32 protein-coding genes are annotated in these 14,393 nt (G+C 69.9%); 30 read left to right on the top strand and 2 right to left on the bottom strand.

Going from position 1 to position 14,393, the window contains the following annotated elements; translation table 11 throughout:
• Window positions 1-136: 136 nt before the first annotated feature.
• The 8 genes from IEY93_RS00675 to IEY93_RS00640 all read left to right on the top strand — a co-directional run bounded on the left by IEY93_RS00675 (window position 137) and on the right by IEY93_RS00640 (window position 4,041).
• Window positions 137-838 carry a hypothetical protein gene (locus tag IEY93_RS00675; protein WP_189160939.1) on the top strand — a complete coding sequence of 234 codons (702 nt, stop codon included), beginning with the start codon at window positions 137-139 and terminating at the stop codon, window positions 836-838.
• Window positions 835-1,104: a hypothetical protein gene (locus IEY93_RS00670; protein WP_189160938.1), complete on the top strand. Its 270-nt coding sequence runs from the start codon at window positions 835-837 to the stop codon at window positions 1,102-1,104. Before IEY93_RS00675 ends, IEY93_RS00670 begins: the two co-directional genes overlap by 4 nt.
• Window positions 1,097-1,306, top strand: a complete 210-nt coding sequence (locus tag IEY93_RS00665; RefSeq protein ID WP_189160937.1) for a hypothetical protein — start codon at window positions 1,097-1,099, stop codon at window positions 1,304-1,306. Before IEY93_RS00670 ends, IEY93_RS00665 begins: the two co-directional genes overlap by 8 nt.
• A 7-nt stretch (window positions 1,307-1,313) precedes the next feature.
• Window positions 1,314-1,676 carry a hypothetical protein gene (locus IEY93_RS00660; protein WP_189160936.1) on the top strand — a complete coding sequence of 121 codons (363 nt, stop codon included), beginning with the start codon at window positions 1,314-1,316 and terminating at the stop codon, window positions 1,674-1,676.
• Window positions 1,673-1,957 (top strand): helix-turn-helix domain-containing protein, encoded by a 285-nt coding sequence (locus tag IEY93_RS00655; protein WP_203967884.1) that lies wholly within the window; start codon window positions 1,673-1,675, stop codon window positions 1,955-1,957. Before IEY93_RS00660 ends, IEY93_RS00655 begins: the two co-directional genes overlap by 4 nt.
• Window positions 1,944-2,411 (top strand): DUF2493 domain-containing protein, encoded by a 468-nt coding sequence (locus tag IEY93_RS00650; protein WP_189160935.1) that lies wholly within the window; start codon window positions 1,944-1,946, stop codon window positions 2,409-2,411. Before IEY93_RS00655 ends, IEY93_RS00650 begins: the two co-directional genes overlap by 14 nt.
• Window positions 2,411-3,043: a WhiB family transcriptional regulator gene (locus tag IEY93_RS39655; protein ID WP_229690772.1), complete on the top strand. Its 633-nt coding sequence runs from the start codon at window positions 2,411-2,413 to the stop codon at window positions 3,041-3,043. Before IEY93_RS00650 ends, IEY93_RS39655 begins: the two co-directional genes overlap by 1 nt.
• 92 nt (window positions 3,044-3,135) lie before the next feature.
• Complete coding sequence (locus tag IEY93_RS00640; RefSeq protein WP_189160934.1) at window positions 3,136-4,041, top strand: hypothetical protein; 906 nt, start codon at window positions 3,136-3,138, stop codon at window positions 4,039-4,041.
• A 163-nt stretch (window positions 4,042-4,204) separates the two neighbouring features.
• On the opposite strand, the gene IEY93_RS00635 is transcribed toward IEY93_RS00640, so the two are convergent.
• A complete protein-coding gene (locus IEY93_RS00635) occupies window positions 4,205-4,435 on the bottom strand; it encodes a hypothetical protein (protein ID WP_189160933.1) in 231 nt (76 codons plus the stop codon).
• A 188-nt stretch (window positions 4,436-4,623) separates the two neighbouring features.
• Here IEY93_RS00635 and IEY93_RS00630 point away from each other — a divergent pair, with 188 nt between their 5' ends.
• The 19 genes from IEY93_RS00630 (at window position 4,624) to IEY93_RS00540 (ending at window position 12,373) form a co-directional block, all read left to right on the top strand.
• The gene (locus tag IEY93_RS00630; protein ID WP_203967883.1) at window positions 4,624-5,556 is read left to right on the top strand and encodes a helix-turn-helix domain-containing protein; all 933 of its coding nucleotides are present in this window, start codon (window positions 4,624-4,626) and stop codon (window positions 5,554-5,556) included.
• Window positions 5,553-6,161, top strand: a complete 609-nt coding sequence (locus IEY93_RS00625) for a zinc finger domain-containing protein (RefSeq protein ID WP_189160932.1) — start codon at window positions 5,553-5,555, stop codon at window positions 6,159-6,161. The genes IEY93_RS00630 and IEY93_RS00625 overlap by 4 nt, the downstream gene beginning before the upstream one ends.
• Window positions 6,158-6,391, top strand: a complete 234-nt coding sequence (locus IEY93_RS00620) for a hypothetical protein (protein ID WP_189160931.1) — start codon at window positions 6,158-6,160, stop codon at window positions 6,389-6,391. Before IEY93_RS00625 ends, IEY93_RS00620 begins: the two co-directional genes overlap by 4 nt.
• Complete coding sequence (locus tag IEY93_RS00615) at window positions 6,388-6,561, top strand: hypothetical protein (protein WP_189160930.1); 174 nt, start codon at window positions 6,388-6,390, stop codon at window positions 6,559-6,561. Before IEY93_RS00620 ends, IEY93_RS00615 begins: the two co-directional genes overlap by 4 nt.
• A complete protein-coding gene (locus IEY93_RS00610; protein WP_189160929.1) occupies window positions 6,558-7,130 on the top strand; it encodes a PDDEXK family nuclease in 573 nt (190 codons plus the stop codon). The genes IEY93_RS00615 and IEY93_RS00610 overlap by 4 nt, the downstream gene beginning before the upstream one ends.
• A complete protein-coding gene (locus tag IEY93_RS00605) occupies window positions 7,127-7,387 on the top strand; it encodes a DUF6011 domain-containing protein (protein WP_189160928.1) in 261 nt (86 codons plus the stop codon). Before IEY93_RS00610 ends, IEY93_RS00605 begins: the two co-directional genes overlap by 4 nt.
• Window positions 7,384-8,244 (top strand): hypothetical protein, encoded by an 861-nt coding sequence (locus IEY93_RS00600; RefSeq protein ID WP_189160927.1) that lies wholly within the window; start codon window positions 7,384-7,386, stop codon window positions 8,242-8,244. The genes IEY93_RS00605 and IEY93_RS00600 overlap by 4 nt, the downstream gene beginning before the upstream one ends.
• Window positions 8,241-8,510: a hypothetical protein gene (locus IEY93_RS00595; RefSeq protein WP_189160926.1), complete on the top strand. Its 270-nt coding sequence runs from the start codon at window positions 8,241-8,243 to the stop codon at window positions 8,508-8,510. Before IEY93_RS00600 ends, IEY93_RS00595 begins: the two co-directional genes overlap by 4 nt.
• Window positions 8,507-8,668: a hypothetical protein gene (locus tag IEY93_RS00590; protein ID WP_189160925.1), complete on the top strand. Its 162-nt coding sequence runs from the start codon at window positions 8,507-8,509 to the stop codon at window positions 8,666-8,668. Before IEY93_RS00595 ends, IEY93_RS00590 begins: the two co-directional genes overlap by 4 nt.
• Window positions 8,665-8,982, top strand: coding sequence for a hypothetical protein (locus tag IEY93_RS00585; RefSeq protein ID WP_189160924.1), 318 nt, complete (start codon window positions 8,665-8,667; stop codon window positions 8,980-8,982). The genes IEY93_RS00590 and IEY93_RS00585 overlap by 4 nt, the downstream gene beginning before the upstream one ends.
• 117 nt (window positions 8,983-9,099) lie before the next feature.
• Window positions 9,100-9,510 (top strand): DUF6205 family protein, encoded by a 411-nt coding sequence (locus IEY93_RS00580; protein ID WP_189160923.1) that lies wholly within the window; start codon window positions 9,100-9,102, stop codon window positions 9,508-9,510.
• 64 nt (window positions 9,511-9,574) lie between these two features.
• Complete coding sequence (locus IEY93_RS00575) at window positions 9,575-10,060, top strand: hypothetical protein (protein ID WP_189160922.1); 486 nt, start codon at window positions 9,575-9,577, stop codon at window positions 10,058-10,060.
• Between the two features lie 8 nt (window positions 10,061-10,068).
• Window positions 10,069-10,464 (top strand): hypothetical protein, encoded by a 396-nt coding sequence (locus IEY93_RS00570; RefSeq protein WP_189160921.1) that lies wholly within the window; start codon window positions 10,069-10,071, stop codon window positions 10,462-10,464.
• The gene (locus tag IEY93_RS00565) at window positions 10,457-10,822 is read left to right on the top strand and encodes a hypothetical protein (protein WP_189160920.1); all 366 of its coding nucleotides are present in this window, start codon (window positions 10,457-10,459) and stop codon (window positions 10,820-10,822) included. The genes IEY93_RS00570 and IEY93_RS00565 overlap by 8 nt, the downstream gene beginning before the upstream one ends.
• A gap of 173 nt (window positions 10,823-10,995) precedes the next feature.
• On the top strand, window positions 10,996-11,220 hold the full coding sequence (locus IEY93_RS00560; RefSeq protein WP_189160919.1) for a hypothetical protein: 225 nt from the start codon (window positions 10,996-10,998) through the stop codon (window positions 11,218-11,220).
• Window positions 11,213-11,392 (top strand): hypothetical protein, encoded by a 180-nt coding sequence (locus tag IEY93_RS00555; RefSeq protein ID WP_189160918.1) that lies wholly within the window; start codon window positions 11,213-11,215, stop codon window positions 11,390-11,392. The genes IEY93_RS00560 and IEY93_RS00555 overlap by 8 nt, the downstream gene beginning before the upstream one ends.
• Window positions 11,385-11,663 carry a hypothetical protein gene (locus IEY93_RS00550; protein ID WP_189160917.1) on the top strand — a complete coding sequence of 93 codons (279 nt, stop codon included), beginning with the start codon at window positions 11,385-11,387 and terminating at the stop codon, window positions 11,661-11,663. Before IEY93_RS00555 ends, IEY93_RS00550 begins: the two co-directional genes overlap by 8 nt.
• Entirely contained in the window at window positions 11,656-12,018 is a 363-nt protein-coding gene (locus IEY93_RS00545) for a hypothetical protein (RefSeq protein ID WP_189160916.1), read from the top strand. Before IEY93_RS00550 ends, IEY93_RS00545 begins: the two co-directional genes overlap by 8 nt.
• Window positions 12,011-12,373, top strand: a complete 363-nt coding sequence (locus tag IEY93_RS00540; protein WP_189160915.1) for a hypothetical protein — start codon at window positions 12,011-12,013, stop codon at window positions 12,371-12,373. Before IEY93_RS00545 ends, IEY93_RS00540 begins: the two co-directional genes overlap by 8 nt.
• 60 nt (window positions 12,374-12,433) lie before the next feature.
• Here IEY93_RS00540 and IEY93_RS00535 read toward each other — a convergent pair whose 3' ends face one another.
• Window positions 12,434-12,685, bottom strand: coding sequence for a hypothetical protein (locus IEY93_RS00535; RefSeq protein ID WP_189160914.1), 252 nt, complete (start codon window positions 12,683-12,685; stop codon window positions 12,434-12,436).
• 104 nt (window positions 12,686-12,789) lie between these two features.
• Between IEY93_RS00535 and IEY93_RS00530 the strand changes: the two genes are divergently transcribed.
• The 3 genes from IEY93_RS00530 to IEY93_RS00520 all read left to right on the top strand — a co-directional run bounded on the left by IEY93_RS00530 (window position 12,790) and on the right by IEY93_RS00520 (window position 14,201).
• Complete coding sequence (locus tag IEY93_RS00530; protein WP_189160913.1) at window positions 12,790-13,053, top strand: hypothetical protein; 264 nt, start codon at window positions 12,790-12,792, stop codon at window positions 13,051-13,053.
• Between the two features lie 126 nt (window positions 13,054-13,179).
• On the top strand, window positions 13,180-13,794 hold the full coding sequence (locus IEY93_RS00525) for a hypothetical protein (protein ID WP_189160912.1): 615 nt from the start codon (window positions 13,180-13,182) through the stop codon (window positions 13,792-13,794).
• 65 nt (window positions 13,795-13,859) lie between these two features.
• Window positions 13,860-14,201 carry a hypothetical protein gene (locus IEY93_RS00520; protein WP_189160911.1) on the top strand — a complete coding sequence of 114 codons (342 nt, stop codon included), beginning with the start codon at window positions 13,860-13,862 and terminating at the stop codon, window positions 14,199-14,201.
• The last annotated feature ends 192 nt before the right edge of the window (window positions 14,202-14,393 follow it).

Below are 14,393 nucleotides of genomic sequence, written 5' to 3'. Positions count from 1 at the left end.
GGCCCGCTACGACCACGGGCCGGACGAGAACGACCAGCCGGGGAAGGGCTGCCGGTGCACGTCATGCACGGCCGCCTCCAGCCGGCGCCGGAAATGCAATCGACTCGCCGTGTTGCAGGGCCGCGGAGTGCGTCTCGTGGACGCCGCCCCGGTGCGTGAGCACTTGGTGTGGCTGCTCGGCCAGGGCATGACCCCTCTGGCCATCTCCCGGCAAGCCGGGGTGGCACACAGCCTGCTGACGCGCCTTGTCCACGGCCGGCCCGGCGCGAGCAAGCCAATGAAGCGCGTCCTTGAGGCGAACGCCGATGCCGTGCTGTCGGTGCTTCCCGGGACGGCGAGCATGTTGCGCGTTCCCGTGGTGGGCGCGCAGCGGCGCGTCCGAGGACTGATGTGGCAGGGGTGGCCAAGGCAGGTCATCGCCGAGCATGCCCAGCTCGCCCATCAGGAAGTGTGGCGAATCGCGACTGACGACACCAGCGGGAAGATCGCCGCCGGGACAGCTCGACGCGTCCAGATCGCGACGTCTCGACTGCTGACAAGAGACCCGATCGCCGCAGGTATTGACCCCTGGCGTGTCGAGCTGGCCCGGAAGAGGGCAGCCGCCGCGGGATGGGTGTCGCTGCTCGCCTGGGACGACATCGAGGACCCCGGAAGCGGCCTCGACTTTGGGGAGAAGGTGGCCCGCGAGCAAGCCCTCGCCGAGGACGCCGAAGAATTGATCCACGGCCAGGGCTACACCCTGCAGAACGCCGCTGAACGTCTCGGCGTCAGCGTCAGCTACCTCGGAGATGCCCGTCTCCGCACTCGGAAGCGTGCAGCCGAGGCGGTGACCGCATGACCGTCCTCGACGTCTCCGTCGCCGATGAGGAGTTGGAGGCCCGCATCAAGCGGGCTGTGCGCTCCTACCACCGCCGCGGCGAGGTCATCGTCCGCGCCGACTTTGCCGCCACCGTGTCTCACGCCCTCCTCCAGATGCGCCCACCCAAGGACGCAGGGGAACGCGCGGCAGGGATCAGCGAGGGGCTGGAGATGGCCGTCCGGACCCTGCTCCGCCTCGCCGGCGTGGACACCCCCGACAACCCTGAGGAGGCCCCTCGTGGCTAACTTCTCGCGCCGTGAGCGCACCACCACATGGGTGGAGTACACCCTCCCGAACCCCGTCGCCTGGGGAGAGGTCCGCAAGGTGATCGCCGTCATCGAGAACGAGCTCGGCGACCGCGCCCAATGGGACGACGTCGTGCAGGTCGTCAGCGGCGACGAGGAGATCGTCTTCCGCTTCGAGAAGGAGACCTCCAATGGCTCCTGAGCCGATCGTGACGGCCACCCGCTACGAGGTGTCGTGCCTGCCGGTGGATCACCGGGAGCGCCGTCACTTCACCCTCACTGTGGAGTACCGGGGCCGTGGCTTGTGGGCCGTGTCGGACGGCTTCGAGGTGCTCGGCAAGGACGGCACGTGGGACCACGAGCCCTTGTCGTCGAGCCGTGAAGAGGACTGGATCGCGGCCCACCGATTCGACTTGGACACCGCTCTGGAGATCGCTAAGAAGGCCGCACCTCACATCACGATCAACGGCTTCACCGTGGAGAAGGTCCTCGCCGACATCGCAGCGAGAGAGGCCGCGGAGCGTCCCGGAACAACACGGAACGACCCGGAACAGCTCGGGGGTGGACGGTGAACGAAGCCGATGTCCGCGCGATCGTCCGGGACGAGCTCGCCCAAGCGGGTGCGGGCCGAACCGGTTCCCTCGCAGCTCAGATCCGGCAGGCCCGGGAAGCCGCCGGCTTGTCGCAGAAGGAGCTGGCCGGCCGGTTCGGCAACAGCCAGCCCCACATGCACCGCATCGAGGTCGGCCGAGGGTTCCTGACCTGTGACGACCTGGACCGGCTTGCCGCCCTGCTCGGCAAGCGGGTCGTCCTGGTCGACCTACCGGAGGAGGTGTCCGATGCCCAGGGTTGAGCCGTACCGGGTCTTGGTGACGGGGTCCAGGTCGTGGCGGGACGAGCAGACCATCCGCGACGCCCTCGCCGGCGTCGTCTCGCGGCACGGCCCGGAGAGCGTCGTCGTGGTTCACGGCCACGCCTACGAGGGCGCCGACGCGATCGCCGACCGGATCGCCTCGGCGTGGGCCGGGCTGTCGGTGGAACGGCACCCCGCGGACTGGGACACCTGCGCCGACCACTGTCACCCCGCGCACCGCCGCCAGCGGCTCGGCGGTTCCACGTACTGCCCGACGGCCGGGTTGCGCCGGGACGCCGAAATGGTCGAGACGGGCCCCGACGAGGTGCTGGCGTTCATCGACCCGTGCCGCAAGCCCCGATGCCGGGGCCGCAAGCCCCACGGCTCCCACGGAGCCACCCACACCGCTGATCTTGCCGAGAAGGCAGGCATCCCCGTGAGGAGATTCCCGTGATGGCCACGTCCCGCATGATCGAGGAGGCGTGCCGCCCGGACGCCCGCCCGGTGACGGCGTCGTTCTACGGCGCCACCCAGGCGACCCTGGGCGTGAGCCCCGACGGTGAGGTGGACGGGTCGCTTCGTCGCCGCGCCATCGTCGCGGTGTTCACCCGGTTCGCCGCCCGCCACGGCTGCACCTTCGAACCCGCCACCGACGACACCCCGGCGAAGAAGTGCTCTCACCCGGACCACGCGCGGGACATGCGGGCGTGCCGGGAGGCGTGGAACCTCCTCGGTCTCCTCGACGGCGACGAGCCGGACGAGGACGACTGGCGGCCGGAGCCGGCACGCCTGCCCAGGACGCCGATCCTCCGCCACGACTGGGCGTGGACCGACCGGGCCGCCTGCCAGGGCGAGGACCTGGTCCTGTTCTTCGGCCCCGACGGGGAGCGCCAGCCTGAGCGGGATATCCGGGAGCGCAAGGCCAAGGCCATCTGCGCTGTGTGCCCGGTCCGCCGGGACTGCCTGAACTACGCGCTGACCAGGCCTGAGAGGTCTGGCCTTTACGGGGGCCTGAACGAGGACGAGCGGGCGTCCGAGCGCCGTCGGCGGATGCGCCGCGGCGAGCTGGCGGTGAACGCCTCATGACGCCGCCGAGCCTCCCGGTTCCCACCCCGAGATGACTGTGGCCGCCCGTGCGCCGGGCGGCCACCACGAGATCAACACTAGGAGAAGACCCCATGTCAGCTACAACCGTAGCGTTCATCGCCCCCGAGCAGACCGCCCCCAACGGCGGGACGAAGCTGGCGCCGTCGGTGACCGGGCAGCACAACCCGCGCTTGTTCACCTCGCCCAGCGGCGTCGTCTACGAGCTGGTGTACGTCACCCCCGACCTGGCCCGCGGCTGGCTGTACCACAACACGGGGAACCGGCCCCTGCGCGCCGAAGCCGTCGGCAAGATCGCCCGCGACATGACGGCCGGCCGGTTCCTGGAGAACGGCGACGCCGTCCGCTTCTCCGCAGACAACACCCTCCTCGACGGCCAGCACCGCCTGGAAGCGCTCTACGAGTCCGGCACCTCGGCCTGGCTCCTCGTCGTCTCCAACCTCCCCGACGCCGCCCAGGACACCGTGGACGACGGCGCCAAGCGCACCATGGCCGACCGGTTCGCCTTCCACGGCGAACCCGACGCCAAGACCCTCGCCTCGGTGGTCCGCCGGGCCATCCTGTGGACCCACAACCACAAGGACCAGACGGGCCGGTTCCAGCCGTCGGCGCTGGAGTGCTTCGAGTTCCTCGCCAAGCACCCCGAACTACGCGAGGCCGCCTCCGCCGCGGCGCACCACCGCAAGGCCAAGTTGCTCCCCGCGTCCACGATCGGCCTGTGCTGGTGGCTGTTCGGCGCCCTCGACCCCGTCCAGCGCACCGAGTTCTTCGACCGTCTCGCCGACGGCGCGATGCTCGCCAAAGGCCACCCGATCCTGACGCTGCGGAACCGGATCGCCGACCTGAACGCCCAGCCCGGCCGCCACTCCGAGCGTCACACCTTGGCCATGGTCATCAAGTCGTGGAACAAGTACCGGGCCGGCCAGGAGTTGACGACGCTCCGGTTCGCCGAGAACGAGAAGTTCCCCCAGCCCAAGTAGCCCACCCCGGAAGGGGCGGGCTCAGGTCCGCCCCTCCGGCTTATGTCGGAAGGAGGCCGCGGTGAAGGCCGTGTACATGTGCCGTTCCTCGGGTCCTCTCCCTGGAGAGGACTTCGGAGTCGGCGAGCCTCGGCAAGCGCCGGCGGCGGGTGGAGGCGTTCGGCTAGGTGGCCGATTCGGTGGACACGCCGGACTGCCGCTCGTGCACGGACTTGACGATCGCGCGGATCGTCTCGCGGGACCAGCCGGTCACCTCGGCGACGTCGATGATCTGCCATTCGCCGTTGTCGACGACTCGGGCGATCTCTTCGTCCAGTTCGAGGCGTGCCTGGTCGAGGCGCTCTTTGGCGGCGCGGTGTGCGCGCAGCTTCGCCACCAGATTGCCCGTCGTCATGCGCACATCTTCGCACGTCAATGTCATGCAAGTCAGTCTGCCACACTTGACGCAAAGTGGCTTGGCATAGGATGGTGACAAGTAACTTGCTTGCGTGCGATCAATTCGGGGGTCTATTCGGCATGCCCAGACGAAGACAGGTCCCGCTCCAGCCCTAACCAACATCACGATCAAGTGGAGCTACGTACGTGGCAATCGGGGTCATGCAGTGGGTGTGGACCCACTCGAAGGCGAAGAAGGGATCGCGTCTCGTGCTGCTAGCTATCGCTGACTGCGCGAACGCCGAGGGGGCCCACGCCTTCCCCAGCAATGCGGAACTGATGCGAAAGACCGCCCTGTCCGAGCGTGGCGTTCAGGCCGCCATCGCAGACTTGGAGCGCCTGGGTGAGTTGGAGGTTGAGCGTCGCACGGGCAAGGGCAACCGTTACCGCATCCTTATGACCCCCGCAGATTCTGCACCCCCGCAGAATCTGCACCCCGCAGAGAATGCCCCCCGCGAAAACTGCGGGGGTGCGAACGATGCGGGGGTGCAGAATCCGCCCCCCGCAGAATCTGCACCGACCCCCGCAGAATCTGCACCCGTAACCATCAACGAACCGTCAGAGCACTCTTCCCCTACGGGGAAGAGTGACCCACCCGCGCACCCGCGCACACACACGCGCGAGGACGCCGACCCCGGCGCCCTCTTCGGCGACTCCCGAACCCAGAAAGAGCCCAAGCCCCGTCGCCGCCGCGGCGGCCCCAAGGCCGACCGCAAACCTGAAGACGACCAGGCCGACGAACTGACCAACGCCTACTGGGAGCGCTACACAACCGCCCAGGACTGGATCGGGATCCGGCAGGTCGTCCGGACCGCCCTGGCGAAGATCCCCCGGGACGACGTGGCCAGAGCGCTGGCCCGCCTCGGCAAGGAACACCGGCCCGTGTCCGGCAAATCGCTCCAGGTGGCTTACGCCCAGGTCCTCGAAGAGCGTGAACGCCGGAGCGGGGCGCCACCTCGTGCGACGCCATCCCGGCCCGCCAGGTCCACCACCGATGAGCGTGTCGCCCAAGCCCAAGCCCTTAAGGAACGCTTCCGCAGCCAGCCGCCCCCGAGGATCACCGGAGAGATCACCTCATGAACCCCGAAGAGGTCATCGACCTCCTCACCACGGCCGCCACCTTCGACCGGCGCACCGTCGGCGATGCCGACGTGATCGCCTGGGGTGCCGCCGTTGGGGACCTGGACTTCGCCGACGCGCAAGCTGCGGTGATCCAGCACTACACCAACTCCACCGAGTGGCTGATGCCCGCGCACGTTCGGGTCCGGGTCAAAGCCATCCGTGCGGCGCGACTGGCGCGGGAGGTGCAGCCCGCCCCCGCGCCGGAACTGGCCGACGACCCCAAGCGGTACCAGATGGCGCTACAGCAGGGCTTGAAGCAGATCGCCCGAGGCTGGTCCACGCAGAAGTCCATCACCGCGAGAAGCGGCGCCGACCCCAACGAGGAGTACCTCGACGGTCGCGGGGAGGACCCGCAGCGTCGGGAACTGCGCCTCGGAGCCTTGACCGTCCGGTGCCCTCGCTGCGGCGCATTGCCCAATGACCGGTGCGTCAACGCTCTCGGCCTGCCGCTGTCCACCGAGCCCGCGCATGATGCTCGTCTCGTCGCCGCCGGCCTGGCCGTGTGGGTCGAGGTCAACGGCCAGCAGCGCGCCAGCCTCGTCCACCCCGCGGAGCGGTCATGACCCACCACCTCGCCCCGTTGGAACTCGCCGAGTTCCTCGCCGCCACCCGCCCCGACTGGGAGCGCATGCACATCCAGCAGGCCATCGAACGGGCCCGGCAAGCCGCCTGGCCGTACGAGCACTTCGTGGGCGCGTTCTGGCGGACCGCCTGTGACGACGACGCCACACCGGCCGAGGTGGACCACTTGCAGCCGAAGAACCTGCGCCGCGAGTGGGCGGTGGCCTCATGAACGCCGAGCTGGCCGCCCGCCTGGAGTCACTCGAAGCCGAACGGCTCCGCCCGGTCCCGGCGAAACCGCCGTCCCTGCCGGCCGCGGCGTCCGAGGCGTTCAAGCTGCTCATGGATCGGCTGGTGGAACTGCCGCTCGCCGACGACGAAGCCGAGGAGGAATCGTCATGACGATCAACCCGATCGAGACCCGGTACGCAGGCTGCCGCTTCCGCTCGCGCCTGGAGGCCCGGCACGCCGTGTTCTTCGACCACCTGGGGCTCCAGTGGGAGTACGAACCCCAGGGCTTCCACACTTCCGCCGGCCCATACTTGCCTGACTTCCGCATCCTTCAGGGCGGCGTTGAGGAGCCCTTGTGGATCGAGGTGCGACCGGTGGACGTGAGCCGTGACCTCGGCCCGTTCTTGGCCTTCGGGTTCAACGACGAGACCGGCGAAGTTCTGCACCAGGCGTATCGGGTCGGCGACCTACCAGACCCGAAAAGGATCGTGGACGACTGGGGGACTCCCGGCGTTGGAGAGGCCCTCTCGCCGGCGGACGACGGTGCGCCCTATTTCTGGTGCGTGTGTGCGTCGGGGCAGCACGTCGGCATCGAGTTCGAGGCGCGTGGCCACCGGATCAAGTGCGCATGCAATCGCAGCATCGAAGGCGACTGGGGTCACACTGCCCGCCACCCTCGACTGCTTGAAGCCTTCGCGGCGGCCCGTTCGGCTCGGTTCGAGCACGGCGAGTCCGGATGACCCTGTTCGACGTCCCTCCACCCCAGCCGCCCGACCCGCCCGAGCAGGCCGCGGCGCCGTCGAAGTGCCGCAGGTGCCACCGGCCGATCAGGGACCCGGTGTCTCTGGGCTACCAGATTGGACCGGACTGCCGGCACCAGCTCGGGATCGACCCGCCGAAGAAGCCTCCACGGTTCTCGGCCCGGTGGTCGGGGCCGGTGGAGGGACAGCAAGACCTGATCAACCCAGAAGAGATCAACGAAGGAGAAGACCGGTGACGCAGATCACGTTCCCGTACGACAGGGCCCAGCAGGCGCTCGCGGAGTTCCTGTCCGGCGACGAGGACGGGCAGGACCGCCTGACCGGCGGCAGGTGGACACGGAACATCTCCACCCCCGACGGCAACGGGTTGGCCGCGGTCATCATGGACCCGGCCAAGCACGCCCAGCTCCGCGACGAGGCTGCGGCGTGGCGGGAGCACATGGAGCCCAAGGGGGACACCGACATCCCGCCCGGGTACCGGCCGTACCAGCACTCGCCGACGGCGCGGGAGGACCGGCTGCTGCCGACCGAGCCGCTGGAGAAGACCCTCGCCCAGGTGTTCTACGGCAAGAACCTGGACGAGCTGGACCGGGACGACCGTTCGAAGATCCTCAGCGCCGCGATCATCTGCCTTCTGCGCACCACGCTGGACCCGGACGACAGCGGGGTGGTGCCGATCATGATGCGCTGCCACAGCGCCGAAGACCGCAACGACCCCGAGCCGCGGCAGTTGTGGCAACTCGCCTACAAGACCGGCGTCCACGGCCTGTACCTGCGGACCACGGCGAACGGGTTCTTCGGTGAGCTGTGGGGCATCGTCACCGGCACCGGGTTCAAGCTCACCGAAGGCTGGTGGGACCGGGAGTCCGCCGAGCAGGCCGTCGCCGCGGTCGGCAGGGTGCTGCCCCAGGTCGACTGGATGGAAGTCCGGGACGCCGACGCCTTCACCCCCGCGGCGGTCGCCGCGCTGCGCCAGGTGTTCAAGCGCTACCGGGACTTCGGAGTCGACGAGAACCAGCCCGAGCCCGAGCCGGTCACCACACAGGCCGCCGATGGCTCGGCGCTGGCTGGCGCGTCCGGTGAGGGCCAGTGACCACGCTCGACGACCGTCCCGCGGTCAAGCCCTGCGGCTGCCCGGAGCCGTGCGACCACCTGCCGTACGCCCGTCTCGCCGCGGCGAACAAGAACCTCGGCGCGGTGCTCGACGCCCAGGCGGAGGTGATGCGGGTGGCGATCCGGGCCGCCGCCCAGGAGGGGCCGGCGGCGGGGATGAACGTCATCGTCCGCTACGTCCGCTCGGTCTCCGAGCTCGCCGAGGGTCTGCAGTTCTCGGACGACATGCCCGGGGGTGACCGGTGAGGCCGTTACGTCTGGCCGTGGTGCTGGTGCTGATGGCGGGCACCGTGGTCGCGCTGTGCATGAACGCTCCCGGGTGGGTGTACTGGCCGACTTTCGCCGGCGCGTTCGCTGCGGCGGTGTGGTGGGAGACGGGTCTGATCCGGAGGGCGGCTCGGTGAGCGGCCTGTGGCGGCGCGTCCAGTACTGGATCTTGGGTGTGGAAGTGAAGCCCGCGGCCGAGCGGGAGCCCGTCCCGGCGGTGGTGGAGCCGATCGTCGTCCCGGACCACCTGTCGTGGCCGTCGCCGGACCCGGCGTGGGAGGCGCGGGAGGACCTGCTCCTCGGCCGGGTGGCTCGCCACGTCGAGCGGGGCGCGTCTCCGTGGGATGCGGCGGGGCGCGTGTTCTGTGGGACGGGGGAGACCTCTGGGGCCTCACGGGCGGGGCTGAGCGCCACGCTCGCGGCCCGGCGGCGCGGAGTCGTCCACGACTGAGGGGCGCGTCCTGCTGGACGCTCAGGGGCTTCTACGGCCCTTCGAAGCGAAAGCCAGTTCGTAAATCGATCTTGAATTCAAATGCCAGTTCGCAAAGATCGCCAAAAGGAGGCCGCGATGGGGTACACCAGCTACCTGTCCGGCGAGATCAGCATCGAGCCGCCCATCCCGTGGCCGGAACTCCAAGGAAGCCCGTTCATCCGCACCGCGACGAACAAGGAATGGGACCGGCTGCTCTGGCTCCGCATGGACGAGACGACCGTGGAGACCGACGAAGGCACCCTGACCCGCAAGCAGGCCGTCGCCATCCGCCCCTCGCAGGCGGACGAACTGCGCGCCCACAGCCTCGTCCGCGAGCTCCAGGAAATCGTCAAGGCGCACGGCGCCGGCAGGGCCTTCATCGGCTTCATCCTCGTGCGCGGCGAGGAGTCGCCCGACATCTGGCGCGCAGCCGTCCACGAAGGCGAAGCCGTGGAGATCGTTCCCCGCATCGTCTGGCCCGACGGCACCGAGGAATCGGCGCACTGACCTTCTCATCCGGCCCGCCCTGTAGAGGGCGGGCCACCTCCAAGACCACGAAAGCAGGACCGACATGGGCAGTTCCCTCTCCGCCAAGTTCGTCTACGGCTTCGACCTGGGCGGCGGCGAAGACGAATGGAAGATCCGCGAAACCGACGAGTACGGCGGCATCGACGCCGGCAACGCCAGCACCCTCGCCTGGTACGACGACAGCGAAGACTTCGTTGGCGAGGCCGAGAAGCGTCTCCTTGCCGTCGTCTCCGGCTTCACCGAGACCTGGGACGACAACGCCGGGGACGGCTTCTATAAGCGGGAGGAGGCAGCCAAGGCCAGGCTCGGCGTCGAGTTCGAGTGGTACGGCCTGAGCGACTCCTCCTCGGTTCTCCTGGCCGCGCACGTCGTCGATGTCGGCTGGTCCGGCCCGGTGGACCTCGAAGCCCTCCACGCCCACCCGGACCGGCTCCGCTGGGACGCAGCCCTCGCGACCGCAGTCCACGCCCTCGGCATCACCCCCACCCAAGGGGACCTGGCCTGGATCCTCTGCTCCTACTACGGGTGAGGCCGACCATGACCGACCAGCAGACACTCCGCGACCGGATCGCTGACCGGCTGCTCGCCAAGGACGCCGAGTCGTGGGGTTACGGCACGTTCGAGTGCAGCCGAGAGTTCGTGCTGGCGTTGGCCGACGAGATGCTCGCCGTACGCGACGACGAACTCGCCGCTCTCCGTGCCGAGCTGGAGCGGATGCGCCTCATCGCCCGGGTCAACGACGGCTTGCATCGCGCCGCCCATGCGGAAGCCGAGCAGGCTGAGGCCGCCGTAGCCCGGGTCCGGGCTGCCCTCGCCGCCCCGAAGCTGTGCGGGCCTAGCGCCGTCCCCTCGGTGCCCGTGACCGCTGTCCTGGCCGCTCTGGACGTCCCCGCCGACGGCGAGCGGGGCGGCGAGGAGGCGTCTCGTGGCTGAGAAGGCTGCCCGGAAGCCGACTCCAGCGCAGATCGAAATCCTGCGCTGGGCCGCCGCCCTCCGCGTCTACGTCTACAAGACCGAGGGCGAGTACAGCCCGCGCAAGGGCATCCGACCCCAGACCATGCGGATCATGCGCAACGCCGGATGGGTCACCCTCGGCCCGCGCGAATTCCTCGCCGGTCGCCGCCTCATCGTGACCGCCGCCGGGCTCGCCGCGCTCAAGCCGCACGTGCGCCCGGAGACGTACGAGTACCTCGTGGACAAGGCCGCCAGGATGGCGGCCCAGGACATCCAGCCCGCGGCCGACGGCGAGCAGTCACCAACCCCAACCTCCGAGGAGACCGACCATGGCTGACCAGAGCGCGATCCTCCAGTGTTCGCCGCAGCGCTGCGAGGAGTGCGGCGAGGACTTCTCGATGAAGGACCTGTGCCCCCGTGCTGGGTCAGGCCCGCTGCCTTGCCCATGGCGGACGGCTTCCAACTCGACCACCGCCCCGCCGGCCGACGGCGAGCAGACCGGAGACGGCCATGCTTGACCCCGAACTGCGCGCCCTGTTCGACGAGCTGCACGAGACGACGCAGGCCGCTGTCGCCGCCCTCGCTGCCGACGACGGCGAAGCGTGGCTAGCAGCGGCAACGCGGGGCGCGGAGATCCATGAGGTGCTCGCCCAGCGGAACGGCTGGCGAGCGGCCCCGACACCCCCTCCCGCTCCCTCCGTCCCCGACCACCCCCAGGAGGCTGACCGTGGCTGACCTTCCCCAGTGGGCCACGCTCACCCAGTCCGGCAACGGCAGGTGGCGCCTGCTCATCGACCACCACGTGGCGGACGGCCACGTCCGCATCGACTCGACCGGGTCACTCGACGGGATGCGCCGGCTCGTGGCCGCCGTCGAGGAGTTCTCTCGCGAGGTGGCCAATGCCTGATCTTGTGATCGCGTTGATCGGCGCCGCCGTCTTGGCCGCCATCCAGCTCACCGGAGCGGCGCTCTACACCTGGGCCAGCCCGCACGACGCCCGGGACGTCTGGGAGAGCTACGCCATCGTCAACGGCTGGTGGTTCCTCGCCCCGCTCAGCGTTCTTCGCGACGCCCGCTGGCACTGGCGTCAGCGCCACCTGCGCACACCGCAGGGCGGGCCAGGGGCGTTACTCGCCCGCATCGCGATCCGCATCACCCGAGGGAGAAACCATGCCTGACCCCGTACGCGGCCCAAGCCCTTGTCAGCGGCTCGCCCTCCTCGGCGAGTACGGCCTGCCCCGACCGCGCACCAACCTGGACGGCCGCGGCGGCGCCGGGTTCCTCATGCTCGGCGACTACGACCCGCCCACCCCGCTCCCGGTCCGCATGGCATGGCTGCGCACCTGGAGCAGCGTCTTGGGCCAGCCGATCACCTGGGTGCACACCGACCACACCGGCCGGGCCCCGTGGGTCGTCGGCTGCCTCACGGTGGAGGCTGACCGTGGCGGGATCACCCTGCTGGCCCGGGCGTTCCTGACCCGGGCTGAGGCTGAGGGCGTGGATCTGCTGGTGGGAGTGGCCTCCGATGTCTGACCCCGCCGGCGAGTTCCCGCCTCAAGCCGTCCGTGCCGTCGCAGAGATCCTCCGCTGCTGGGAAGTGGACCGGTCGGGTGAACCGGTCGACCCTGTCGAGGAGTTCGACATCGACGCCCGCGAGCTCCTGGAGGCCGCGGCCCCGCTCCTGGCCGATCAGGCTCGCGCCGCGGGCGCGGCCGAGGAACGTGCCCGCATCGCCGAGACGCTCCGCCACCTGGGCGACTGGCCGGATGGCCACGCCGACTTCCGCGCGCTGGTGGAGCGCCACAGGCTGTACTCGGGTGACCGGCCGGCGTTCTCGAAGCTGCTGCTGGCGCTGGCCGAGCTGGTGGAGCGAGGCGACGATGCCTGAGCCCGGTGCCGTGGCGGCTGTCCGTGCGCGAGGCACCGCCGTGGTTGAGGCCGGCGAGGGTCAGTCTGTGGCGGGAGGCTGCTTGCGGGGCCGGCCTCCTTTGCGGGCGCGGCGCGCCTTGAGTTCTTCTTCCGCCTCGGCGAGCAGGTCGAGGTCTGCTTCTTCGCCGTGGCGGTTGATCTGCTGCCTCATGTGGGCGAGGAGGTCTTCTGTGCGGTTGGTGTCGAGTCGTTCGCAGACGTTTCCGTATGCCTTCCACATGGCTCGGGGCACGCGGATGGGGGTTGTGGGAGTGGCGGGGCGATCGTCCATGGCTGTCCTCTCCTGTAGCTACAGAAATTTTGGCACACCCATTGCGTAGCTACAAGGTTAGGGGTTAGCGTGTAGCTACACAGAAACGAGCAAGGGAGAACGACATGACCGCCACCGCCACCGAGGTCACCAGCACCGCCGCCACCCTCGACCAGATCGCCGCCGACCGTGGCGTCACCTTCGAGAACGTCCGCGTCCTGGACGGCATGGGCCGCCAGATCATCGACGTCTACAAGGACGGCAAGCTCGCCCGCCGCCTCTCCCACCGGGGCACCGTGGACCAGGCGAAGGCGAAGGCGCTCGCCGGCTACACCCACGACACCGACCCGCAGTGGGCGCCCCTGGTGGCGATCGTCCGCGGCGCCTGACAGTTGCGACCTCCGGGCGGCCCGAATCGGGGCGGGCCGCCCACCCCCTGTCCGACCAGCCGAGCTCCCGGCGTGCGACTCCCGGGGCGGACACCAGACCACACCACCCGCGACCAAGGAGTGACGTTGATCATCACCGACGACTTCCGGACCAACCCTGTCGTCCGCTTCGACACGGCCGCGATCCCGGCCTTCGCGCTGCTCAAGGTTCGCGGCGGACAGGAGGGCGAGCTCCACAGCATCCACTGGAGCCACGACGCCGCCCGCGAGGCTGGCGAGATCGAGGCGGAGCGGGAGTACGACGAGGGCACCCCCTTCCACTGGGCGCCCGCCGACACCTCCGACCCCGACGGGCCGCAGGAGCTCTACGCCACCCCGGAGTTCGGCCAGGAGCACTCCTCGGGCTACCAGGTCCGCCAGGTGACCGTGCAGATCGGGGAGCCCGCCTCGCCCGTGGACCTCGCCCGGCAGGCCGCCGACGCCGCCGACGCCCTGGTCCCCGCGGTCAGCGACCTCGACGGCGACGCCGACCTCGCCGAGGTGGTCGAGCAGGTGGACGCCGCGTTCGTCTCCTACGGACACGCCCTGGCCCTGATCGCCACCCGCGCGGGCCGCCGGCCGGGCGGCGACTACGCCGAGGCCGAGCAGCACGCCGACACGGCGTCCACGACCATCGGCCGCACCCTGCACCAGTTGCAGGAGCTGCGGTCGGCGCTGGTCGCCGCGCAGACCGCAAGCTGACCACCCGTGGCGGCCTGGACGGGGCGGGCCGCCACCACCCCTCGACCACACCCGGAGGAACCGGAATGCTGGAGACCCGCCCCATCGACCTGCAGGACCTCGCCGAGGACCTGCACCTGGCGATGGCCGTCGACGAGCTCACCAAGGACCAGGCGCTCGCCTTCATCTTGCACCTGTGCGGCCCGGAGATGACCGACCAGGAGGCGGGCCGGGTGCTCCGCCGCGGCGACCCCGCGCAGATGACCTGCGCCTGGGAGAAGCACCCCGTCACGGGTGACCGGGTCCCGCAGTTCGGCCCGCCCCGGCGTCTGTGGGACCGGCAGCACGGCGCGGACCACGGCCGGCCCGTCCTCCCCGAGCTGGCTGAGAAGTGGGGCGACGACATCACCCGGTTCGCCGCCCCTTGACCCCGCTGATCCTCTGTCCCGGCGGACCTCTCAGTAGGTCCGCCTCACCGTTCGGAGAATCTCAGTGATCCTCGTTCCTGATTCATCGGCATCTGCCTCGATTGTTCGAGGTCTTACGTCGCCTCCACAGGCGTTTTGCGTCTCCGGGGAACTGCCCGGCGACGTGAAGCTAGGCGGCTTGCTGCTCGAGTT

The sequence above is a fragment of the Sphaerisporangium melleum genome (genome assembly GCF_014646695.1).
GTDB lineage: Bacteria > Actinomycetota > Actinomycetes > Streptosporangiales > Streptosporangiaceae > Sphaerisporangium > Sphaerisporangium melleum.
This window is presented reverse-complemented; position numbering and strand designations above follow the sequence as displayed.

What these genes read in the sequence shown, in the direction of transcription:
- IEY93_RS00530 (WP_189160913.1), top strand. Translation starts at nt 12,790, where the DNA reads ATGACCGCCACCGCCACCGAGGTCACCAGCACCGCCGCCACCCTCGAC.
- IEY93_RS00545 (WP_189160916.1), top strand. Translation starts at nt 11,656, where the DNA reads ATGCCTGACCCCGTACGCGGCCCAAGCCCTTGTCAGCGGCTCGCCCTC.
- IEY93_RS00540 (WP_189160915.1), top strand. Translation starts at nt 12,011, where the DNA reads ATGTCTGACCCCGCCGGCGAGTTCCCGCCTCAAGCCGTCCGTGCCGTC.
- IEY93_RS00610 (WP_189160929.1), top strand. Translation starts at nt 6,558, where the DNA reads ATGACGATCAACCCGATCGAGACCCGGTACGCAGGCTGCCGCTTCCGC.
- IEY93_RS00640 (WP_189160934.1), top strand. Translation starts at nt 3,136, where the DNA reads ATGTCAGCTACAACCGTAGCGTTCATCGCCCCCGAGCAGACCGCCCCC.
- IEY93_RS00560 (WP_189160919.1), top strand. Translation starts at nt 10,996, where the DNA reads ATGCTTGACCCCGAACTGCGCGCCCTGTTCGACGAGCTGCACGAGACG.
- IEY93_RS00625 (WP_189160932.1), top strand. Translation starts at nt 5,553, where the DNA reads ATGAACCCCGAAGAGGTCATCGACCTCCTCACCACGGCCGCCACCTTC.
- IEY93_RS00615 (WP_189160930.1), top strand. Translation starts at nt 6,388, where the DNA reads ATGAACGCCGAGCTGGCCGCCCGCCTGGAGTCACTCGAAGCCGAACGG.
- IEY93_RS00550 (WP_189160917.1), top strand. Translation starts at nt 11,385, where the DNA reads ATGCCTGATCTTGTGATCGCGTTGATCGGCGCCGCCGTCTTGGCCGCC.
- IEY93_RS00670 (WP_189160938.1), top strand. Translation starts at nt 835, where the DNA reads ATGACCGTCCTCGACGTCTCCGTCGCCGATGAGGAGTTGGAGGCCCGC.
- IEY93_RS39655 (WP_229690772.1), top strand. Translation starts at nt 2,411, where the DNA reads ATGGCCACGTCCCGCATGATCGAGGAGGCGTGCCGCCCGGACGCCCGC.
- IEY93_RS00620 (WP_189160931.1), top strand. Translation starts at nt 6,158, where the DNA reads ATGACCCACCACCTCGCCCCGTTGGAACTCGCCGAGTTCCTCGCCGCC.
- IEY93_RS00605 (WP_189160928.1), top strand. Translation starts at nt 7,127, where the DNA reads ATGACCCTGTTCGACGTCCCTCCACCCCAGCCGCCCGACCCGCCCGAG.
- IEY93_RS00520 (WP_189160911.1), top strand. Translation starts at nt 13,860, where the DNA reads ATGCTGGAGACCCGCCCCATCGACCTGCAGGACCTCGCCGAGGACCTG.
- IEY93_RS00575 (WP_189160922.1), top strand. Translation starts at nt 9,575, where the DNA reads ATGGGCAGTTCCCTCTCCGCCAAGTTCGTCTACGGCTTCGACCTGGGC.
- IEY93_RS00635 (WP_189160933.1), bottom strand. Translation starts at nt 4,435, where the DNA reads ATGACGACGGGCAATCTGGTGGCGAAGCTGCGCGCACACCGCGCCGCC.
- IEY93_RS00580 (WP_189160923.1), top strand. Translation starts at nt 9,100, where the DNA reads ATGGGGTACACCAGCTACCTGTCCGGCGAGATCAGCATCGAGCCGCCC.
- IEY93_RS00650 (WP_189160935.1), top strand. Translation starts at nt 1,944, where the DNA reads ATGCCCAGGGTTGAGCCGTACCGGGTCTTGGTGACGGGGTCCAGGTCG.
- IEY93_RS00535 (WP_189160914.1), bottom strand. Translation starts at nt 12,685, where the DNA reads ATGGACGATCGCCCCGCCACTCCCACAACCCCCATCCGCGTGCCCCGA.
- IEY93_RS00570 (WP_189160921.1), top strand. Translation starts at nt 10,069, where the DNA reads ATGACCGACCAGCAGACACTCCGCGACCGGATCGCTGACCGGCTGCTC.